This window comes from Nitrosospira sp. TNL300 (assembly GCF_055385915.1).
Genome location: NZ_AP041005.1, coordinates 3,007,587 through 3,024,184 on the forward strand (window position 1 = coordinate 3,007,587; position 16,598 = coordinate 3,024,184).

Sequence of the window (16,598 nt, forward strand, 5' to 3'; positions counted from 1 at the left end):
CCAGGTAAGATGTGAACCCCAGCTTCCGGTTGCTTGGATTGCCGCATCCGGAATGCGCTAATATTATGGGATGTCCAACGTTACAAACAGTGCCACAACCAGTCGTCTGACGCGAGCTATCCGTTCTGTTCGCCTGCTGCTTCACATCGCTTCCGGATTGATTCAATCCGTGATCTATCCGCATGTCAATCAAAGGACCCAGAGACGCATGGCGCAAAAGTGGTCAGCTCGGCTTCTCTCACTTCTGGGAGTCAGGTTGTGCTATCAAGGAATATTGCCTGCCGCCGGAACACAGCGTGTAATGCTGGCGGCCAATCATGTATCCTGGCTGGACGTGTATTCGATTATGAGCGTGTGCCCGGCCCGGTTTGTCGCAAAATCTGAAATCCGCGGCTGGCCCCTGTTTGGTTTGCTGAGCAATAATGTGGGCACCTTGTTCATCGAGCGCGCGAAGCGCAGTGACACAGCCAGAATAAACGACCACATTGCAGAGGCACTCAACAACGGCGATCGGGTAGCGGTATTTCCTGAGGGCGGCACCAGCGATGGCACCATACTCCACCATTTCCATGCCTCGTTGCTGCAACCTGCGGTGAGCGTCTCAGCCATGCTGCATCCGGTGGCAATCCGCTATACCGACACGGCGGGCAACATCAGCAAGGCTGCGACATACTTTCGTATTTCCTTGCTTGAGTCAGTGCAGCAAATATTGAGGCAGCCACGTATCGATGCCGAACTCATCTTTACAGAGGCGATCGATAGTCACGGAAAAAACCGGCGGGAACTTGCGCGGAGCGCGGAGCACGCTATTGCCAACGCCTTGTCGCTCCCCCTGCCCCACAAGCCATCTGGAAAACCTTCCGATCCTCCAGACGAACAGCCGTAAGGCTGCCCCCCCATAAGCACCCGGTATCGAGCGTCATCAGATTGCTCCTGATCTCAAGACCCAATGCTGACCAGTGACCACAGATGACGGTTGCCTTCCGGCTGGCTCGCTCCGGCGCATCGAACCAAGGCAAATAGCCGGACGGAATGTCCTTGACCGAACCTTTGTGGGAAAAATCCATTCTTCCATGAGGAGTACAGACCCGCATGCGTGTCATGGCATTGACTATTACACGCAGCCGTTCATATCCGTTGAGGGCTTCACTCCAATGATCCGGCTGATTCCCGTACATCTGACGGCAAAATTCATGGAATTCGCTTCCCCGTAAGGCGCTCTCTACCAGCGTAGCAAGCGCTTGCGCCTGTTCGACACTCCAAGAGGGCAACAGGCCAGCGTGCACCATGACGCAGTTTCCGTCCACATGCAACAGCTTCTGTTGCCGCAGCCAATCAAGCAACTCATCCCGATCGGGCGCATCGAGGATGCCTTGCAAGGTATCGCTTCGGTTTAGCCCCGCGCACCCTTCCGCAACCATGAGCAGATGCAGATCATGATTGCCCAGCACCATTACTGCGGAGTCGTTCAACTCTCTTACGAAGCGCAATACCGAGAGCGAGTCTGGCCCCCGGTTGACCAGGTCTCCCACCAGCCACAACTTGTCTTTCGTCTCGTCGAAACGGACCAGGTCGAGGAGCTCCCGGAATTCGCGATAGCAACCTTGCAAGTCACCGACTGCGTAAATGGCCATGGGATGGAAAGACGATTGCCAACAGGCTTAAGAGTAGGGAGAGAAGCTGAGTTATCCTTGAAGAAAAAACAAGGGCGATATGGAATTCCCCCTTCTCCCTATCGCCCGCCGCACTCTGCTCCGCCTTCAACTTCTCAGCAGGTCATTTGGACTGGCTGACCATATAATCAACAACGGCTTTGACGTCGTCATCAGGCAACCCTGCGTTTCCGCCTTTGGGCGGCATGGCATTCTTGCCTTTCAATGCGCTGGTATAAAGCGCCTCCGTGCCTGTCTTGATGCGGGGCGCCCATGCTGCGTTGTCTCCCAGCTTGGGAGCCCCGGCGGCGCCGGTGGCGTGACAGGCAGCGCAACTGGCGGTGTAAATTCTCTTGGCTTTTTCCGCCGGGTCTTCCGCCACAGGAGCGGCGCTGGCGGTTGCCGGAGCGGCCGCGGCCACGACTGCGCCTTCCCCTGTTTGCGCCTCGGGCTGGGTGGAATCGCCTGCAATCACCAGCTTGCCCACCGGATGAAGACGCTTCGCTACGGCTTCTTCCGAAAAAGCAGGACTGTTTGGATCCACGGAGCTTTCTCCGATAGCAAACCGCCCGATCAGTGACAAAACAACGACCGGAACTATGAAAGCGGCCAGAACGACAACAATCAACTGGCCTGGTGTCTGGATAGGCGTGGAATGTCCTTCGTCTTCAACGTCGCTCACAATAACTCCCCAGTAATAAACGTTAAAAACGTTTATTGTATAGGTTCATGTATTCAAGCAAAAGCGGTTTTATTCAGGTTGGACGGAGGAGTTAAAAAGCGTTATCCTATGCGCCCAATTCAAAAATGCCTTCCATCCGCGCCCATAGCTCAGCTGGATAGAGTACCGCCCTCCGAAGGCGGGGGTCACACGTTCGAATCGTGTTGGGCGCGCCATTCTCCTGTTTCACCCATAGAAAAATCCGTTAGGACCTTGAAGGGCCGCCAAGCAGATGAGCAGAGAAATACCAATGTTCGGCTGCAGCACGACCCACAACCGGGTCATACTGGTCGTGATCCACGTCTCATCCAGAAACACCAGCCTTCCCATATCCCACTTTGGCTGCTGGTTCTGCCAGTCACGGCGTGCCTGCTGCACGTCCTCGCGATGCTGCTCGCTGGCGTGCAGAGTTTTTTTTAAAGCTCAGTCCCCACTTGTCCAACTGGTGCCACAGCGCCGGCGACTTGATCATGATCCCTTCGCCTTGCAGGCGTTCACACAGTTCGGCCAGCGTCAAATCCGGCTCATTCTCGATCCAGCCACGGATCGTGCCTTCCAGATGGGCGATGCGCGACCGGCGGTGACCACCCATCGGCAGGCTGCTTCGACAGCCCTGCTCTTCCCATCGCCGTCGCACCTCATACACCCACATCCGACTCACTTCGAAACGCCGGGAGATATCGCTCGGACGCTCTGCTCGCTCCAGGGCGCGCAGCACCCGATCCCTCAAATCCTGCGAATACGCACGCATACCCACCTCTCTCATGATTGACCTGAGAGAGTTTAATACATGTAACTACTTAAATCAAAAATGCTTAATCCAATAAAAGCATTACGCCTATCAACCATTCACTTCGTAAAGGGACCGTAAAGGGACGTGAATACGACGTGGTTGCCCTAATTGGTTTGCGCAAAGGATTATTCCCACACTTTAGAGCCGTTGATATTGAAGCTGAGAAGCGGCTCTTCTATGTCGGAGTAACAAGAGCTCGCCGTTTTCTCATGTAGCGGAGAAAGACAACTGGAACAACTCGCCGAGTCCATTTTTGGGATGGAAAGGGCTCAGCATTATGTAGGGCCAAATCCCGCCTTGTCACGCAGTAACCATTGCAACTGCTTACGGGCAGTTGCAATTAACTGGTCAAACACCACAGCATTGACTTCAGGCTCGCGGTTATCTTGGGGGAAATCTGGCGAACGTCGTCCCCCAATCAAGAGTACTCGGATCGTTGAGTTGATATGTTTTCCAAGCTCATGCCTATATTCAATGGCTTGGGTATAATCATCGTGATCCAATGAATGGCTTGGTCGTTTGAACTCGATCAGTAAATATTCGCCATTTAGGTTTTGATTAAGTAGCAAATCTGGTCGCTGATCGGCTTTTTTCCCCACATATCTCTTTTTAAGGTATTCCTCTATTTGTCGCTTCAAGGTTGTATTGGTGCTAAAAAGCGAAAATTCCGGACCGAATACCCATAAGTTGAGTTCCAATGATTTATGCATATTTGCTTCGGAAGTACTGGCATTCAAAGCTAGGCGCTCAAGCTGATCCAAAAATGTCGAGCGCGCATTAGCTTGTTCAACTATATATGCCATTTCGGCGAGACCAAAATCATTCAGTCCTTCCGCGATCGCTGCGATATCACGTCGCCTCGAATCAGCAATGTGCTCCAGCAATAGGCGGTAGTCGGAACGCTCCAATGCTTCCAGCAATACAAAGACGATAGGCTCAACCTTGCTATCTGGCTCTCCGTAATATTTGTCAAGCACCTTTTTGATCGCGTGGTCGGCAAATTGTCTTTTGTGTTCCGGCAACTCAGCCAATCGATTCTGAATCGCCTTTTTTAATCTTGCCTGAGCCAGCTGCATCTCCCGCTGGTACTGTTGTTCGAAAGCTCGCTTAAGAAGAGGTTGTACGTATGCCTCTACTTCCTTCAAAAGTTCGCTGTTCTCAACGGGCGCATCCCATCCTGCCGTAATATGGTCGCGCAGGCCGTCGGCATTCACTTCCCCGTAGAGTTTGCGCAGCAGCTTGCCGGGAAGTCATCTCGCTTATCAAGACCAAAGAAGCTAGGCTTTCCAACAGACTTGCCATCCACTCGTAGGGTGATTCCTGGCTGCCGCAAGCTAGCTTCCCGTCACTGATAGCAAATCGCAACTTAACTTTTCCTACCTTGGGTAGCTCCTGCTCGACCTCCGAGAAGCTGCCCGATACGTCGTCCACATCGAGGCGCTTGCCATCTACTACGATGCGAAAGTCGTCTTGGCGGCCGTAGTCCTGGAGTAATACCTGTCGCAGTTTATTAGCATCGGGAAATGCCATTCCCTGATGCAGATGGGTCAGCGTGATGGTGGTGCCATGTAATTGGGCATTACATGGTTCGCTGTGAAAGGCGATGTTCAAATGTTCGATGGCATCGACCTTGGCGAGGTCCTCTAGGCGTAAAGTAAATCCACAAAGCCGACCTCGTGCTCGTGTTTCCAGCATCATCACCGATGCCGCCATTAAACCTGCGAACTTTCCGATACCCTTGCGCCCCTTAATTAAATGGTTCTTGCCAGTAGTGCGGTCGCCATTACGTGCACGACGGTCCGTTGCAATGAAGAGGTAGTGGCGACGCAATTCTTCTTCTGTCATGCCACAGCCATCGTCAGAGATGATTATGGGGGCATTGCTCAATGGCTTCGGTAATATTACCGAAATTTGCTCTGCGTCCGCATCCCAAGAGTTATCGACTAATTCTTTCAAAGCTCTTTCGGATGATGAATACTCTTGACTGAGTAGCGTAGCCAAGCGGGAGTCTACTTGAAAACGGAGGTCGGAGTGGTTCATAGGCATGGTTTATGGGTACGGTTAATAGCGCTTATTTCAATAATAATCTGGTTGAAACAGTAAGCTAGACTATTTAGCTTCTTTCATTTGCTTATTACTTTCGTATTAACAGAATCCTCAGACTGTCACAAAATATTATCATGCGTAGAAACTTCCTTTATGGCTGTGATCAACTTCCAGGATTCACTTCAAAAAGCGGGCGAGTTTCATTCCATAGTTGTCATACTGAATCCACCTCACGAGTTATACCATTGAAACAGCTCGAATATACTCTAGTGGAAGAGCTTCCTATTGAAATTCATGGCGAATTTTAATTCATGTATTTAATGTATAATATGTAATATCTTGGGTTTATAGGAGGATTCCATGACTAAAGTCAGTTCAGGCGAGTTTACCCGGGAATTCGGGCGTTACCGCGCCATAGCCCACCGTGAGCCGGTTATCATCACAAATCATGGGCGCGACGACGTGGTGCTGCTCGCGGCGGAGGACTATGCCCGCCTGCGCCGCTACGAGCAGAAGCCCTTCCATGTCTCGCAGCTCCCGCAGGACGTGGTGGATGAGTTCGGTACGGTTCCTCTTCCTGCCGCTGCATCGGAGTTCGACCACGAGTATGAGCCCTAGCGTCTCATGGCAGTGCTCAAACCCGAGCTCGGGCTGGTTATCCGCCACGCTTATTTATGGTGGAACGAGGCACGCTCAGGCCGTGAGGACGGATTCAAGGATCGTCCCTGCGTGATCGTTCATGCCCGGCAGAACGAATACAAAGAAACGGAAGTCTATATTTCTCCCATCACTCATACGCCCCCAAAGAATCCCGAACGTGCGATGCAGATTCCTGCCGCCACCAAGGCGCGTCTCGGCCTTGATGCCGAACCCTCGTGGATCATCACAACCGAAATCAACCGCTTCATCTGGCCCGGCTCGGACATCCGTCCTGTACCGGGTGGTGGTCCGGCTTACGGACTACTGCCCGCCGCGGTGACGCGGGACTTGGTGCAGCAGATCAAAGATAATGTCCGTGACCGCTTGTTGCTTGTTACAGGACGTGATGATCCGGCGTTGATCGAAAGAGGCCGCCAGCAGCGAAAGCCAGATAAAGAGAAAGACCGGGAGTGTTAGATTTCGTGCTCCAAACTACGTTCGCGTGTTCCTGCCGGACGGCTGCACTCCAAACGGGTTGTCTGGAAATGGGATCGTAGGTCCGGCAGCTCTTTTCCTGCTATCTTCATGTACGCGGCGATGTCCTGGTGAGAGTTTCCACCTGTTTCGCATGGTCCTGTCTGGCCAGAGCCCGCTGCCGATGCAGAGTCTGCCTTTCTTCCAGATGCCGAAAAATCAGTGCGTCCTTTTCTACCCGGTCGCGCTGCATGGCCTTCAGGGTTTCGAATTCGTTCTGCCGCCGGATTTCTCCATGTCTGTCCAGGTCCCATGTGCCCCGAAAGCCTGTTGATCCTAAATAAAGCAGTCGAGCTTTCAGATTCGGTCCGATTGGACGGTCAACAGGCCGAGCGGATCGGCGGTTGCGAGCATGAATTTGGCAAACGCGCGGGCAAGAATCTCGCGCAACCGCTGGGCGTCGGTCAACTGCTCCGCAGCGGCCTTCAGTGAACTCAGGAAGTCTGCCAATCTTGTCAGAACGGCTTGCACGACCGCTTGCCTGGCATGAGTGCTGGTGATGGTCAGGCGCCTCTGTCCAGCGTGCCGCGTTTGCGTGGCGACCCCATGCAGCAAGAGCGGTCGGCTGGAAATGGCTTCGAAGTGCTTGTGCGGCTGGGCCAGCCGTACGAACAGCGTCCACCAGTTATCCTATAAACGGCAGTTGAACCGTGGTGCTGTTAAGCTATAGTTTTGCTGGGTGCGGGTTGACGGGGTATTTTCTGGCACGGAGGGACTCACCGTATGGGTGAAGCGAAACGCAAGGCATTGGCTCATCAGAGAGAGACGATTGCGCTCGACACTTTTGGTGGCCGCATCCACGTCGAGTGGAATCCGGCTGCGGCCGTGACGCCGCTCGGGCAGTTGCCGTTCTTCATTGAGTTTCTCAAGGTGAGCGGGTTGTTCGAAGCCTGGGTGGCAGACTGTCCGCTCGCCTACCAGAGCAACAATGCGTCAGATAAGCGAGCGGTACTGGCGACCTTTCTACTGTCGATCCTGGCGGGGCATCACCGCTACGCGCATATCACGGCGATTCGTAATGACGGCATACACCCTGAGCTGCTGGGGGTGGCGCAACTGGTTTCGGAGGATGCAGCGCGACGCGCACTGGGGCGGATTGAGGAGCCCTCGGGTGTTGCCTGGCTCGACCGGCACTTGGCGAAGACGACGCAGCCGTTGCTCTCCACGCCGTGGATCCTTGATCTGGATACGACGGTGAAGTGCCTGTACGGCAAGCAGGAAGGTGCGCTGCTGGGCTACAACCCGAAGAAACCAGGACGGCCTTCGCACAGTTATCACAGTGCGCTGATGGCAAACACGCGGCTGGCATTGGCGGTGGAAGTGATGGCGGGCAACAAGACGGCGCCCATGCACAGCATGCCTGGGATCTGGGCCTTTCTGGATGCGTTGCCGAAGGGGGAGCGCCCCGCCTTGCTGCGTGGTGATGTGGCCTATGGCAGCGAGTCGATTCTGTGCGAAGCCGAAGCTCGCGGCCAGCCTTACCTTACCAAGCTGCGACTGACGAAGAACGTAAAGGGCCTTATCAGGAAGCTCTTCCGCTCCAACAGCTGGGAGGGGGCGGGACAAGGATGGGAAGGTTTGGAGGACACTCTGAAGCTGGCAGGCTGGAATCGCGCGCGGCGCGTGGTGGTGCTGCGCAGGAAGCTTACGGGCGAGATGCTGATGACTGGCAAGGATAAGGATCAGGGCGAACTCGCCTTCATTGTGGGCGAGGTGCCGACGCTACGCTATGAGTATGCCGTCCTGGTCACCTCGACGCAGTACGAGATCCTCACGCTGGCACAGCTCTATCGTGACCGGGCCGACGCCGAGAACAACTTCGATGAACTCAAGAATCAGTGGGGCTGGGACGGCTTCACCACCCAGGATTTGGCGCGCTACCGTCTCATGGCGCGGATGGGCACTGGTCTATAACCCTAAAAATCTCAGTTGGTTCTATACAAAACAGCTGAAAATCAGGCAGGCTTTGGGTTTTCGAACGAAGCGAGGAGTCACCCGATTTGAACACCTTTTCAGGAAAGCCAGGTACCCAAGCCCTACCAACATTAACAGTGCATTGGAAGGTTCTGGGACGGGGGCAAGTGCTACAGCGAGTCTATCGGTATACACCGTGGCAGTCGAATACTGCGCTGGAATCTGTAGAAATATTTGCGTAGCGAATACCTCGGAAACATGCGTAGAGTTATCTGGCAGGAACGTATTAATATCGAATGAACTTGGATTGAGTTGCCACCCATCGGCTGTATAGAAACTGTTGAGTTTGCTCTGCAAGCTCAGCCGGCTCTCGATATCGCCATTTTCATCGGCAAATACCAAGTGACCACCGAACGAGCTGAGGAAAGAATCGTTCACAGTAATCTCAGCACTTTTCGCACCGACCCTTATAGACAGAACATCGGTAGGGGATCCGTTTGGCGTCAGCGAAAGGCCAAAATCGTACTGGAGATAACTCTCATTGGTCGTAGCAGTGAGATCGCCAAACATCGCAAAATCGTTTCTGATCGACCAATTGCCCGTTCCGGGGTTAACCATCGTAACCGGATCGCGGATGTCAGTTCTACTGCCGGCGATATTCGTCTCAGTTTGGGAACTGGCGTTTGCAATGGACTTTGTCTGATATAGGGAATAATACTCAGGGTTTTGCGGACCAAACCGAGCAACGGACGTATAGTCCCTCACAAACCACCTGCTTGTAGCGTAGGTCGCTTCCCTTCCATTGACGAGCAAGGCCGTCGTACGCTCGTCTGTTCCAAATGTTGTATCCCACCTATTTGCGGGCGGCTTCCTATATGTCTTGTAAACATCGTAAAGCTGAGGCTCTCCTGCTGCCGGCGGTTCGAACCAGTGCTTGTCACGAAAAACATAATCTCCAGTAGGAACTCTGACACCCTTGTTTTGACGGTCTGTAGTCCATCCCGAGCTGGTGGACAGCCATTCGCTTTGGTTATTTGTTGCGATGCTCGTCCCATCCGCTTGAGCCACAATAGGATAACTCCACCCGAGCATGACCCCACCTGTCAAAACAAATAACCACAGATAATGCCTCCAACTAAATATCGTTTGACGTTCCATGGGAGTATCTCCTTATCCTAATTTGCGCCCATTCCCTTCTCGTCGTCGCTTCGCCTGGCTGCGTATCATTCAGGAATAGCGAAGGGCTTTAACGCGTCGTCGTACTACCCGGTACATTTCCACCGCATTTCCGTTTCCTCGCGACTCCGCCACACGTTAAGCTATGAGATCATCAAAGTGAAATCAAGAACAACGGGTACCTATATTATTTTTAGCAGATCAGCGGAACTGTCTGCTCGCTTTAAACATACGTTCCACTTTTTTTTACGAAAAACGAAGTTCAATTGCTTATTTGCGGCTCGGGTTGGAAGTAAGCCTTGTGAAGCGTAGAAGAAGAAATGCTGACTGCCGAGACAATCCTGGATGGTACTCCCCCCATTTTTAGCTGTGCCCAGGAGTAGTGTTCAGGCGACCATTGCCAACTTCTGATAAGGTGTTACCCCGCCGATGGCGGTATTGGGTCTTTCAGCGTTGTAGCGCCACAGCCACTGTGTTGCGGTTTGCTGTGCATGTGCTATTGACTGGAAGATTGTCTGGTCCAGCCATTCGTGCCGCACTGTGCGATTGAACCGTTCCACATAGGCGTTTTGTGCAGGCTTGCCAGGCTGGATAAACCGCAACTCGATTCTCTGGCTTTCTGCCCACTGGCGGAATTCGTGACTGATGTGCTCGGGGCCGTTATCCAGCCGAAGCGCTTTTGGTTTTCCGCGCCATTCGATAATGTGTTCCAGTGCCCGGATGATACGCGCGGAAGGCAGCGACAGATCCACTTCGATGCCTAGCCCCTCGCGGTTGAAGTCATCGATCACATTAAAGGTGCGAAAGCTGCGACCATCCGATAAGGCATCGTGCATGAAATCCATCGACCAAACCTCATTGATCCGCTGTGGCACTGCCAAGGCTTCTGGTTTGTCTCGCTTCATCCTCCGCTTGGGCTTGATGCGCAAATTCAATTCCAATTGCCGATAGATGCGATACACCCGTTTGTGGTTATAGGGCATCCCCTTGACATTGCGCAACCAGAGAAAACACAGCCCAAATCCCCAAGTGCGATGCGTATAGGCCAAGCGCAACAACCACTCCGCAATCCTGCCATTCTCATCCGAGAGCTTGGCGCGATAGCGATAACAGGTCTCGGAGATCGAAAATAACCAGCATGTGCGCTTGATGGCAATCCCCTTCCTTAACACCTGCCCGGCCATCTCTTTGCGCAGAGATGGCCTCATCACTTTTTTGCCAGCGCCTCACGCAGGATTTCGCAATCCATCCTGGATTCAGCATACATTGCTTTCAGCCGCCGGTTCTCCTCTTCCAGCTCGCGCAACCGGGTCATGTTCGATAAGTCCATCCCGCCATATTTGGCGCGCCATTTATAAAAACTGGCATCGCTCATCCCGTGCTTGCGGCACAACTCGGGTACCGGAATTCCACTTTCCGCTTCCTTAAGAATCTTGAATATCTGGCTTTCCGTGTAACGCGCTTTCTTCATAGCTGCTCTCCTTCAGTAGAAAATTCTACTTCCGATCACAGCTATTTTCCGGGGGGATTACCATATCACCTACAACAAGTCGCTTCTTACGAAAAGCTGGGACAGCTGCCCGAATAGCTTGACAATCCTCATAAGTTCTCAGGACGGAAAGGCCACGAGCATTGCACTCGTCCATAGAACCCCTTCCCGGGTTTCGTTCGTAACGCGACTTAAAATCCCAAGGGGTGATGTAACTTTTGTTTATAAATCGAAAGACAATTCCAACTAACTCTTCAGCATGGTTAGGTGGACATTGGCTAGGAAAGTGGCTCGGCCATCTATACACAGCTACTCGCTATCTGTTTTCTGAAATTTCCTGAGAAAATAGGTTTCCATTTTTACTTAGAATTGTACGGAACGTTTTACTCGTTCCAGTATTGGCCGCCACATAACCGCTTCAGACTGTCTGTGCGAGAGAGTTATTTCAATAAGGCGGTTGGAAACGGGAATCTTGTATTGCGTCACTTGCCAAGTGGAACGTCCATCTATGCCCGCACGAATGTATGGCATAACTAATCCATAATAATTGCTGAATCTCTCGATACGAACAGGTTGCATTTCAATGACCTTTGGGCCCCCAGATGCCTCAAGCTTCTCAAATAGGTCTTTCATTTCAGTACGGAGCTCTTCGAGTTCGCGTAACGTTGCCGCTGCAAGATCAGCTTGTGTGTAGTCGGGCGGAGAGGTAACACTTACACGGATCATTGCTCCGGTGGGATTGGGCACAGCGTTCACGGCAAGGAGGTTCTCTTTTCGACCGCTCGGTCCTTCAATACCGGCATTGTTCGTCATCGCTTCGCCCGCAGTACTAATATTTTTGCGAGTTTCCTGTGAAAAGGTTGTCCAGTGAGACGGGATTTCGAGCGAGATCCCATAAGCCAGATCAATCCGACGAAATGAAGTTTCTTTTGCGAAAGCTGAATGACCGAATAGCGCGGAGGCTATTACTAAACAGAAAAGCTGTTTTCGGTACAATTTCATTACGAGCTCAGTAATTGATTTGTTTAGGAAAATCAGCTTTTTTTGGTGCCCAGTAGCTTACGCAACTCCGGCTTTGAATGAGCGAAATGAGTCAGCTTCATTACCATAATATTGAAAATGTCGAAGACAGCCCTCATCAAGATCGAGCTCATTATCAAATAGCGCAGATCGATAGGGCCAGACTCGATTGATCTACTGGTAATAGCGGAACGTTATTTCCGGTTTAAGTACCGCTGCCTGGCTTGCTCAAAGAAAATCAATTCGGCTTGTGAATGGTTCACGTATGTTCGCCATTTTGGGTAATAGGCGTTGTCCGCCTCGTTACCCCACGCCAACCAATTAGGCCGGGTGCCACGCGCGAATAATTCGAGGTAAGGGCCAGGACTACAGGACTCGATAATCTGATACATCTCGTCCGGTTTACGCGAATGCTCACGTTTTTGAGTAGCCAGAAAATTAACCTGGCGCCGTCCGGGCGCCAAAGTACGAGCATTCTTACCCCGCACTCCGAATAGCACGAGTTCGGTAACATTGCGAAAGTAGAAACCGACGCCGCGGCCGTCTGGTCCCCCATCCTTGCGGATCTTGTGCCAGACTAGATTGCTCTTGTATTTGAAACCCCAGGCTTCCATGACCTTTAGCCCTTCTGGCAACAAGGCATTTGGCACCCAGAGATAGAGATGCGCCGTGTCTTCGGCGAGCACGCGAATGGGCAGGCTCAGAATTTCATCAAGTTCCATCGTGCCGTAGCGGTTCAGCCGTTTGTGCTCCGGTGCCATCTTTCCAGTACGGTTCTGGAATTGCCAGGGTGGATCAGCAAGGATTGTTCTGAAACGCTTGTCACCCAGGTGTTCAAGCAACTCAGCAGCGGGGTTAGGGGTTTTTTGATTCATATTCTGCCCAATCCGTAATGAGATTTGGTGTAATACCTAGCGCCAATACTGGACAGCCTCCATGTCTTCCAGCATTCAGGCGGTACAGCAGCTTGCCCATCCAAGTTGTGCTCGCTCCATATTTTGTTTTAATAAGCTTCGGCTTTCCGTTCTTGCTGGTCTTGGGCGTACCATCGCTGTTTAGCTCAGGGCCTAGCTTTTCGAAAACGGCATTGAGTGAAGCGCTTCTCGTGAGGAGGATAGCGGCGTCGATCAGGTCGCATTCGTGAAAGGCGCGGAAGGCGTATAGATCCCGGTCAAAGGTCTGATCCTTGCTGTTCCACTCCAAATCAAACGCGACACGCTTTTTAACGTAATCCACCTTATGCCCGTCAAGAAAATTTTCGCGGACAATGCGCTCAACCTGGCCCTTGTTCTTGAGTTCCTCAATCTTTTCGAGCGTATCCGACTCGTTTTCTTCTCTTTCTTCTGGTTCTTTGTCGTCCGCTTTTTTATCAATTGTTCCTGATACTTTAGTAATCAGCAAGTCTCCTTTGATCCGTGTTTCCATCCAGCCCCTTGCTCTCAGAAGTCCAGAAATCCGTTTTGGAATATCTGATTCATTGCCTCCTGGTTTGCGGATGTCCGCGAGCGTCAGCCGAAACGCGCGTAACCCCTCGATGATCTCCTGAAATTCGTTGGGACAACCGGTTGCTAAGACCTGCGCCGCGTTACGGTAGTTATGAATTTCGTAAAGATCCCGGATGTCCTCGGGGATGAAAGCATCGATCGGATTCTCACTCATAAGGAAGCGCTATTGCTTTGCAGGGGAGCTTCACAAGTCCAAACCCTTCCACATCTCATCCACCCTTGCCTTCACGCCCTCATCCATCACGATCGGCTTGCCCCATTCCCGGCTGGTTTCTCCCGGCCATTTATTCGTAGCATCCAGGCCCATCTTCCCACCCAAACCAGACACCGGGCTGGCAAAGTCGAGGTAATCGATCGGCGTGTTTTCAACAATCAAAGTATCTCTTGCAGGGTCAACCCGCGTGGTGATGGCCCAGATGACTTCCTTCCAGTCACGGATATTGACGTCATCATCTGTGACAATAATGAATTTGGTGTACATGAATTGCCGCAGGAAGCTCCATACGCCGAACATGACGCGCTTGGCGTGGCCGGCGTATTGTTTCTTCATGCTTACCACGGCCATGCGGTAGGAGCAGCCTTCTGGAGGCAGGTAGAAATCGACGATTTCGGTGAACTGCTTCTGGAGCAAGGGCACGAATACTTCATTGAGCGCCACACCAAGTATGGCCGGCTCATCTGGCGGTTTGCCGGTGTAGGTGGAGTGGTAGATGGGATCGCGACGCATGGTGATGCGCTCGATAGTAAACACGGGGAAGGTTTCCTGCTCGTTGTAGTAGCCGGTGTGGTCGCCAAAGGGGCCTTCCACCGCTGTCTCATTTGAATGGATGTATCCTTCCAGCACGATTTCGGCACTGGCGGGAACCTGCAAATCGTGCGTCAGGCATTTGACGATTTCCGTTTTGGCGCCCCGCAGCAGTCCGGCAAACTGGTATTCGCTTAAAGTATCAGGCACTGGCGTCACCGCTCCCAATATCGTAGCCGGATCCGCCCCCAGTGCCACCGCAATGGGATAAGGCTGGTCGGGATTGGCGAGAGTGAAGTCGCGGAAATCGAGTGCGCCGCCGCGATGCGCGAGCCAGCGCATGATGACTTTGTTAGGGGCGATCACCTGCTGGCGATAAATGCCGAGATTCTGCCGGGTTTTATGCGGCCCCTTGGTGACGGTCAGCCCCCAGGTGATCAATGGGCCCGCATCGCCCGGCCAACAGGTCTGGATCGGCAGTTTGGCGAGGTCGACCTCATTTCCTTCCCAGACGATTTCCTGACAGGGTGCCTTTGAGAGTTCCTTTGGCGCCATATTGAGCACCTGTTTCAGCACGGGCAATTTCTCCCATGCGTCTTTCAAGCCCTTGGGGGGGTCGGGTTCTTTCAGATAAGCGAGCAGCTTGCCCACTTCGCGCAGCGCCTCGACCGAATCCTGGCCCATGCCCATCGCGACGCGCTTCGGCGTGCCGAACAGGTTTCCCAGCACAGGAATGGCATGCCCCCTGGGCTTTTCGAACAGCACGGCGGGGCCCTCCGCTTTCAGCAGGCGGTCGCAAATTTCCGTCATTTCCAGATGGGGATCGACTTCGACCGCTACCCGTTTCAGTTCGCCCTGCTTTTCCAGTTGCGCCAGAAAATCGCGCAGGTCCTTGTACTTCATTTATATCCCTTCCATTCCCGGCCCTGGCCCGGTGCTTCAATAAGCCATCCTTGCCAGGTAATCCAGTGCGATACCGGCAAATATCGTTGCGCCCACCCAGTTGTTGTGGAGAAAAGCCTTGAAGCAACGCGCGCGATCGCGGTCGTGAATCAGGCTGTATTGATACAGGATCAGCCCTAGCGCTGTCGCAAGGCCGGTGTAATAAATGACGCCGAGATTCTGCATCAGGCCGATGGCAACCATGCTCCCGAGGAAAACTGCATGGCACAACATCACACCAGCGACGTCGAAACGTCCGAACGTGATGGCGGAAGTCTTGATGCCGATCTTGAGATCGTCGAGCTTGTCCACCATGGCGTATTCGGTATCGTAGGCGATCACCCACAAGAGGTTTGCTCCCATCAGGAACCAGGCAAGGAACGGCACTTCCCCGGTCTGGGCGGCAAATGCCATCGGGATGCCAAAGCTGAAGGCGATGCCGAGGTAAGCCTGCGGCATGGCGAAAAACCGCTTGGTGAAGGGGTAGCTCGCGGCAAGGAAGAGGGCGACAAACGAGAGTTCGATGGTAAGCCGGTTCAGCGGCTGGATCAGCAGGAACGCTACGAGGCTCAAACCCGCGGCCAGCAGCAGTGCTTCCCTGGTGCTGACCGCTCCGACAGCCAGCGGGCGGTTCCGAGTGCGCTCGACATGCCCATCGAGATTGCGATCGGCATAGTCGTTGACGACGCAACCGGCGGAACGCATCAGCACTGTACCCAGCACGAAGATCAGCAGGATATCCAGTCGTGGCACCCCTTCCGCGGCCAGCCACAAGCCCCACAATGTGGGCCACAACAGCAGCAGAATGCCGATGGGCTTGTCCAGCCGCATCAGCTTTTCGTAATGCACGAAACGTTGAGTGAGTGTCACGCGAGTTCCAGGATGGAAGGAAGGAATACTTCGGTAACCAATATGGACTGCCCATGCAGTGTGAACAGGGAGCGCCGCGCCCACAGGCTTGCTGGCTTTACCTGCAACTTGCGGCAGGCGCGGCTGAAAAGCGGATGAGCCGCAGTCAGTTTCTTGAAGCGAAGCGGTGTGCGCTTGACGATAGGGTTGGTAAACAATACTGTCCCCAGCGACTTGTTGCCAAGTCCGATCAGGCTGCGCCATGCGCCGCGCAAATCTTGCCTGGCCACCACGGAATGGGCAAATACCACTGGCGTCTCGCCGCAATATAAATATACCTCCCGCACCAAGGCCAGTTCATCCCGCCGTAAATTCATCACAGCCAGCTCATCGCCGCAGACCGTCGCCAACGACTGGAATACGGGCTTGACGCTGAATTCCCCACAGCAGCGGCGCTGAATAAGCTGGGTAAGCGAGCCGCGATTCTGCAACCAGCTACGGGCGCGGGGCGATATGGAAGAGAGTGCAGGATGCCAGTCCGATAGCGGGGCAGCATTCATTCCGGAAGAGCTG

Annotated in this window: 19 protein-coding genes and 1 tRNA gene; 6 read left to right on the forward strand and 14 right to left on the reverse strand. The window is 53.2% G+C overall.

The genetic code is table 11. From position 1 onward, the window contains the following. The first annotated feature begins 70 nt into the window (after positions 1-70). Positions 71-886, forward strand: coding sequence for a lysophospholipid acyltransferase family protein (locus ACZ5BW_RS13780; RefSeq protein ID WP_464540929.1), 816 nt, complete (start codon positions 71-73; stop codon positions 884-886). Here ACZ5BW_RS13780 and ACZ5BW_RS13785 read toward each other — a convergent pair. Together ACZ5BW_RS13785 and ACZ5BW_RS13790 are read right to left on the reverse strand one after the other, a co-directional pair. Then, complete coding sequence (locus ACZ5BW_RS13785; protein ID WP_464540931.1) at positions 807-1,634, reverse strand: symmetrical bis(5'-nucleosyl)-tetraphosphatase; 828 nt, start codon at positions 1,632-1,634, stop codon at positions 807-809. The genes ACZ5BW_RS13780 and ACZ5BW_RS13785 overlap by 80 nt on opposite strands. A 142-nt stretch (positions 1,635-1,776) precedes the next feature. Then, positions 1,777-2,334: a c-type cytochrome gene (locus tag ACZ5BW_RS13790; protein ID WP_464540933.1), complete on the reverse strand. Its 558-nt coding sequence runs from the start codon at positions 2,332-2,334 to the stop codon at positions 1,777-1,779. A 138-nt stretch (positions 2,335-2,472) separates the two neighbouring features. Here ACZ5BW_RS13790 and ACZ5BW_RS13795 point away from each other — a divergent pair. Next, positions 2,473-2,549 (forward strand) — tRNA-Arg (locus ACZ5BW_RS13795). 182 nt (positions 2,550-2,731) lie between these two features. On the opposite strand, the gene ACZ5BW_RS13800 is transcribed toward ACZ5BW_RS13795, so the two are convergent. Further along, positions 2,732-3,124 carry a helix-turn-helix domain-containing protein gene (locus ACZ5BW_RS13800; RefSeq protein ID WP_464540935.1) on the reverse strand — a complete coding sequence of 131 codons (393 nt, stop codon included), beginning with the start codon at positions 3,122-3,124 and terminating at the stop codon, positions 2,732-2,734. A gap of 137 nt (positions 3,125-3,261) precedes the next feature. Between ACZ5BW_RS13800 and ACZ5BW_RS13805 the strand changes: the two genes are divergently transcribed. Next, positions 3,262-3,381, forward strand: coding sequence for a 3'-5' exonuclease (locus tag ACZ5BW_RS13805; RefSeq protein WP_464540937.1), 120 nt, complete (start codon positions 3,262-3,264; stop codon positions 3,379-3,381). A 60-nt stretch (positions 3,382-3,441) separates the two neighbouring features. Here ACZ5BW_RS13805 and ACZ5BW_RS13810 read toward each other — a convergent pair whose 3' ends face one another. Then, on the reverse strand, positions 3,442-4,380 hold the full coding sequence (locus ACZ5BW_RS13810; protein WP_464540939.1) for a hypothetical protein: 939 nt from the start codon (positions 4,378-4,380) through the stop codon (positions 3,442-3,444). Continuing rightward, the gene (locus ACZ5BW_RS13815; RefSeq protein ID WP_464540941.1) at positions 4,325-5,212 is read right to left on the reverse strand and encodes an ATP-binding protein; all 888 of its coding nucleotides are present in this window, start codon (positions 5,210-5,212) and stop codon (positions 4,325-4,327) included. Before ACZ5BW_RS13815 ends, ACZ5BW_RS13810 begins: the two co-directional genes overlap by 56 nt. 360 nt (positions 5,213-5,572) lie before the next feature. Between ACZ5BW_RS13815 and ACZ5BW_RS13820 the strand changes: the two genes are divergently transcribed. Together ACZ5BW_RS13820 and ACZ5BW_RS13825 are read left to right on the forward strand one after the other, a co-directional pair. Next, positions 5,573-5,830 carry a type II toxin-antitoxin system Phd/YefM family antitoxin gene (locus tag ACZ5BW_RS13820; RefSeq protein ID WP_464540943.1) on the forward strand — a complete coding sequence of 86 codons (258 nt, stop codon included), beginning with the start codon at positions 5,573-5,575 and terminating at the stop codon, positions 5,828-5,830. 6 nt (positions 5,831-5,836) lie between these two features. After that, positions 5,837-6,328: a hypothetical protein gene (locus ACZ5BW_RS13825; protein ID WP_464540945.1), complete on the forward strand. Its 492-nt coding sequence runs from the start codon at positions 5,837-5,839 to the stop codon at positions 6,326-6,328. 354 nt (positions 6,329-6,682) lie between these two features. Here the strand turns inward: ACZ5BW_RS13825 and ACZ5BW_RS13830 are convergent, their stop codons facing one another. Continuing rightward, entirely contained in the window at positions 6,683-6,940 is a 258-nt protein-coding gene (locus ACZ5BW_RS13830) for a hypothetical protein (protein WP_464540947.1), read from the reverse strand. A 168-nt stretch (positions 6,941-7,108) separates the two neighbouring features. Between ACZ5BW_RS13830 and ACZ5BW_RS13835 the strand changes: the two genes are divergently transcribed. Next, positions 7,109-8,299, forward strand: coding sequence for a transposase (locus ACZ5BW_RS13835; RefSeq protein WP_464540949.1), 1,191 nt, complete (start codon positions 7,109-7,111; stop codon positions 8,297-8,299). 21 nt (positions 8,300-8,320) lie between these two features. On the opposite strand, the gene ACZ5BW_RS13840 is transcribed toward ACZ5BW_RS13835, so the two are convergent. The 8 genes from ACZ5BW_RS13840 to ACZ5BW_RS13875 form a co-directional block, all read right to left on the reverse strand. Continuing rightward, positions 8,321-9,457, reverse strand: a complete 1,137-nt coding sequence (locus ACZ5BW_RS13840; protein ID WP_464540951.1) for a PEP-CTERM sorting domain-containing protein — start codon at positions 9,455-9,457, stop codon at positions 8,321-8,323. 404 nt (positions 9,458-9,861) lie between these two features. Then, positions 9,862-10,946, reverse strand: a protein-coding gene (locus ACZ5BW_RS13845) for an IS3 family transposase (RefSeq protein ID WP_464540953.1) whose coding sequence is annotated in 2 segments (ribosomal slippage) — positions 9,862-10,694 and positions 10,694-10,946 — 1,086 coding nt in all. Because the reading frame shifts where the segments join, the coding sequence is not laid out codon by codon here. A 381-nt stretch (positions 10,947-11,327) separates the two neighbouring features. Further along, on the reverse strand, positions 11,328-11,966 hold the full coding sequence (locus ACZ5BW_RS13850) for a hypothetical protein (RefSeq protein WP_464540955.1): 639 nt from the start codon (positions 11,964-11,966) through the stop codon (positions 11,328-11,330). A 212-nt stretch (positions 11,967-12,178) separates the two neighbouring features. Then, positions 12,179-12,859, reverse strand: a complete 681-nt coding sequence (locus ACZ5BW_RS13855) for an MT-A70 family methyltransferase (RefSeq protein ID WP_464540957.1) — start codon at positions 12,857-12,859, stop codon at positions 12,179-12,181. Continuing rightward, positions 12,840-13,643: a BglII/BstYI family type II restriction endonuclease gene (locus ACZ5BW_RS13860; RefSeq protein ID WP_464540959.1), complete on the reverse strand. Its 804-nt coding sequence runs from the start codon at positions 13,641-13,643 to the stop codon at positions 12,840-12,842. Before ACZ5BW_RS13860 ends, ACZ5BW_RS13855 begins: the two co-directional genes overlap by 20 nt. A 30-nt stretch (positions 13,644-13,673) precedes the next feature. Further along, on the reverse strand, positions 13,674-15,137 hold the full coding sequence (gene ubiD / locus ACZ5BW_RS13865) for a 4-hydroxy-3-polyprenylbenzoate decarboxylase (RefSeq protein ID WP_464540961.1): 1,464 nt from the start codon (positions 15,135-15,137) through the stop codon (positions 13,674-13,676). 36 nt (positions 15,138-15,173) lie between these two features. After that, a complete protein-coding gene (gene ubiA, locus ACZ5BW_RS13870) occupies positions 15,174-16,046 on the reverse strand; it encodes a 4-hydroxybenzoate octaprenyltransferase (protein ID WP_464540963.1) in 873 nt (290 codons plus the stop codon). Beyond that, the gene (locus tag ACZ5BW_RS13875) at positions 16,043-16,585 is read right to left on the reverse strand and encodes a chorismate--pyruvate lyase family protein (protein WP_464540965.1); all 543 of its coding nucleotides are present in this window, start codon (positions 16,583-16,585) and stop codon (positions 16,043-16,045) included. The genes ubiA and ACZ5BW_RS13875 overlap by 4 nt, the downstream gene beginning before the upstream one ends. Positions 16,586-16,598: the final 13 nt, after the last annotated feature.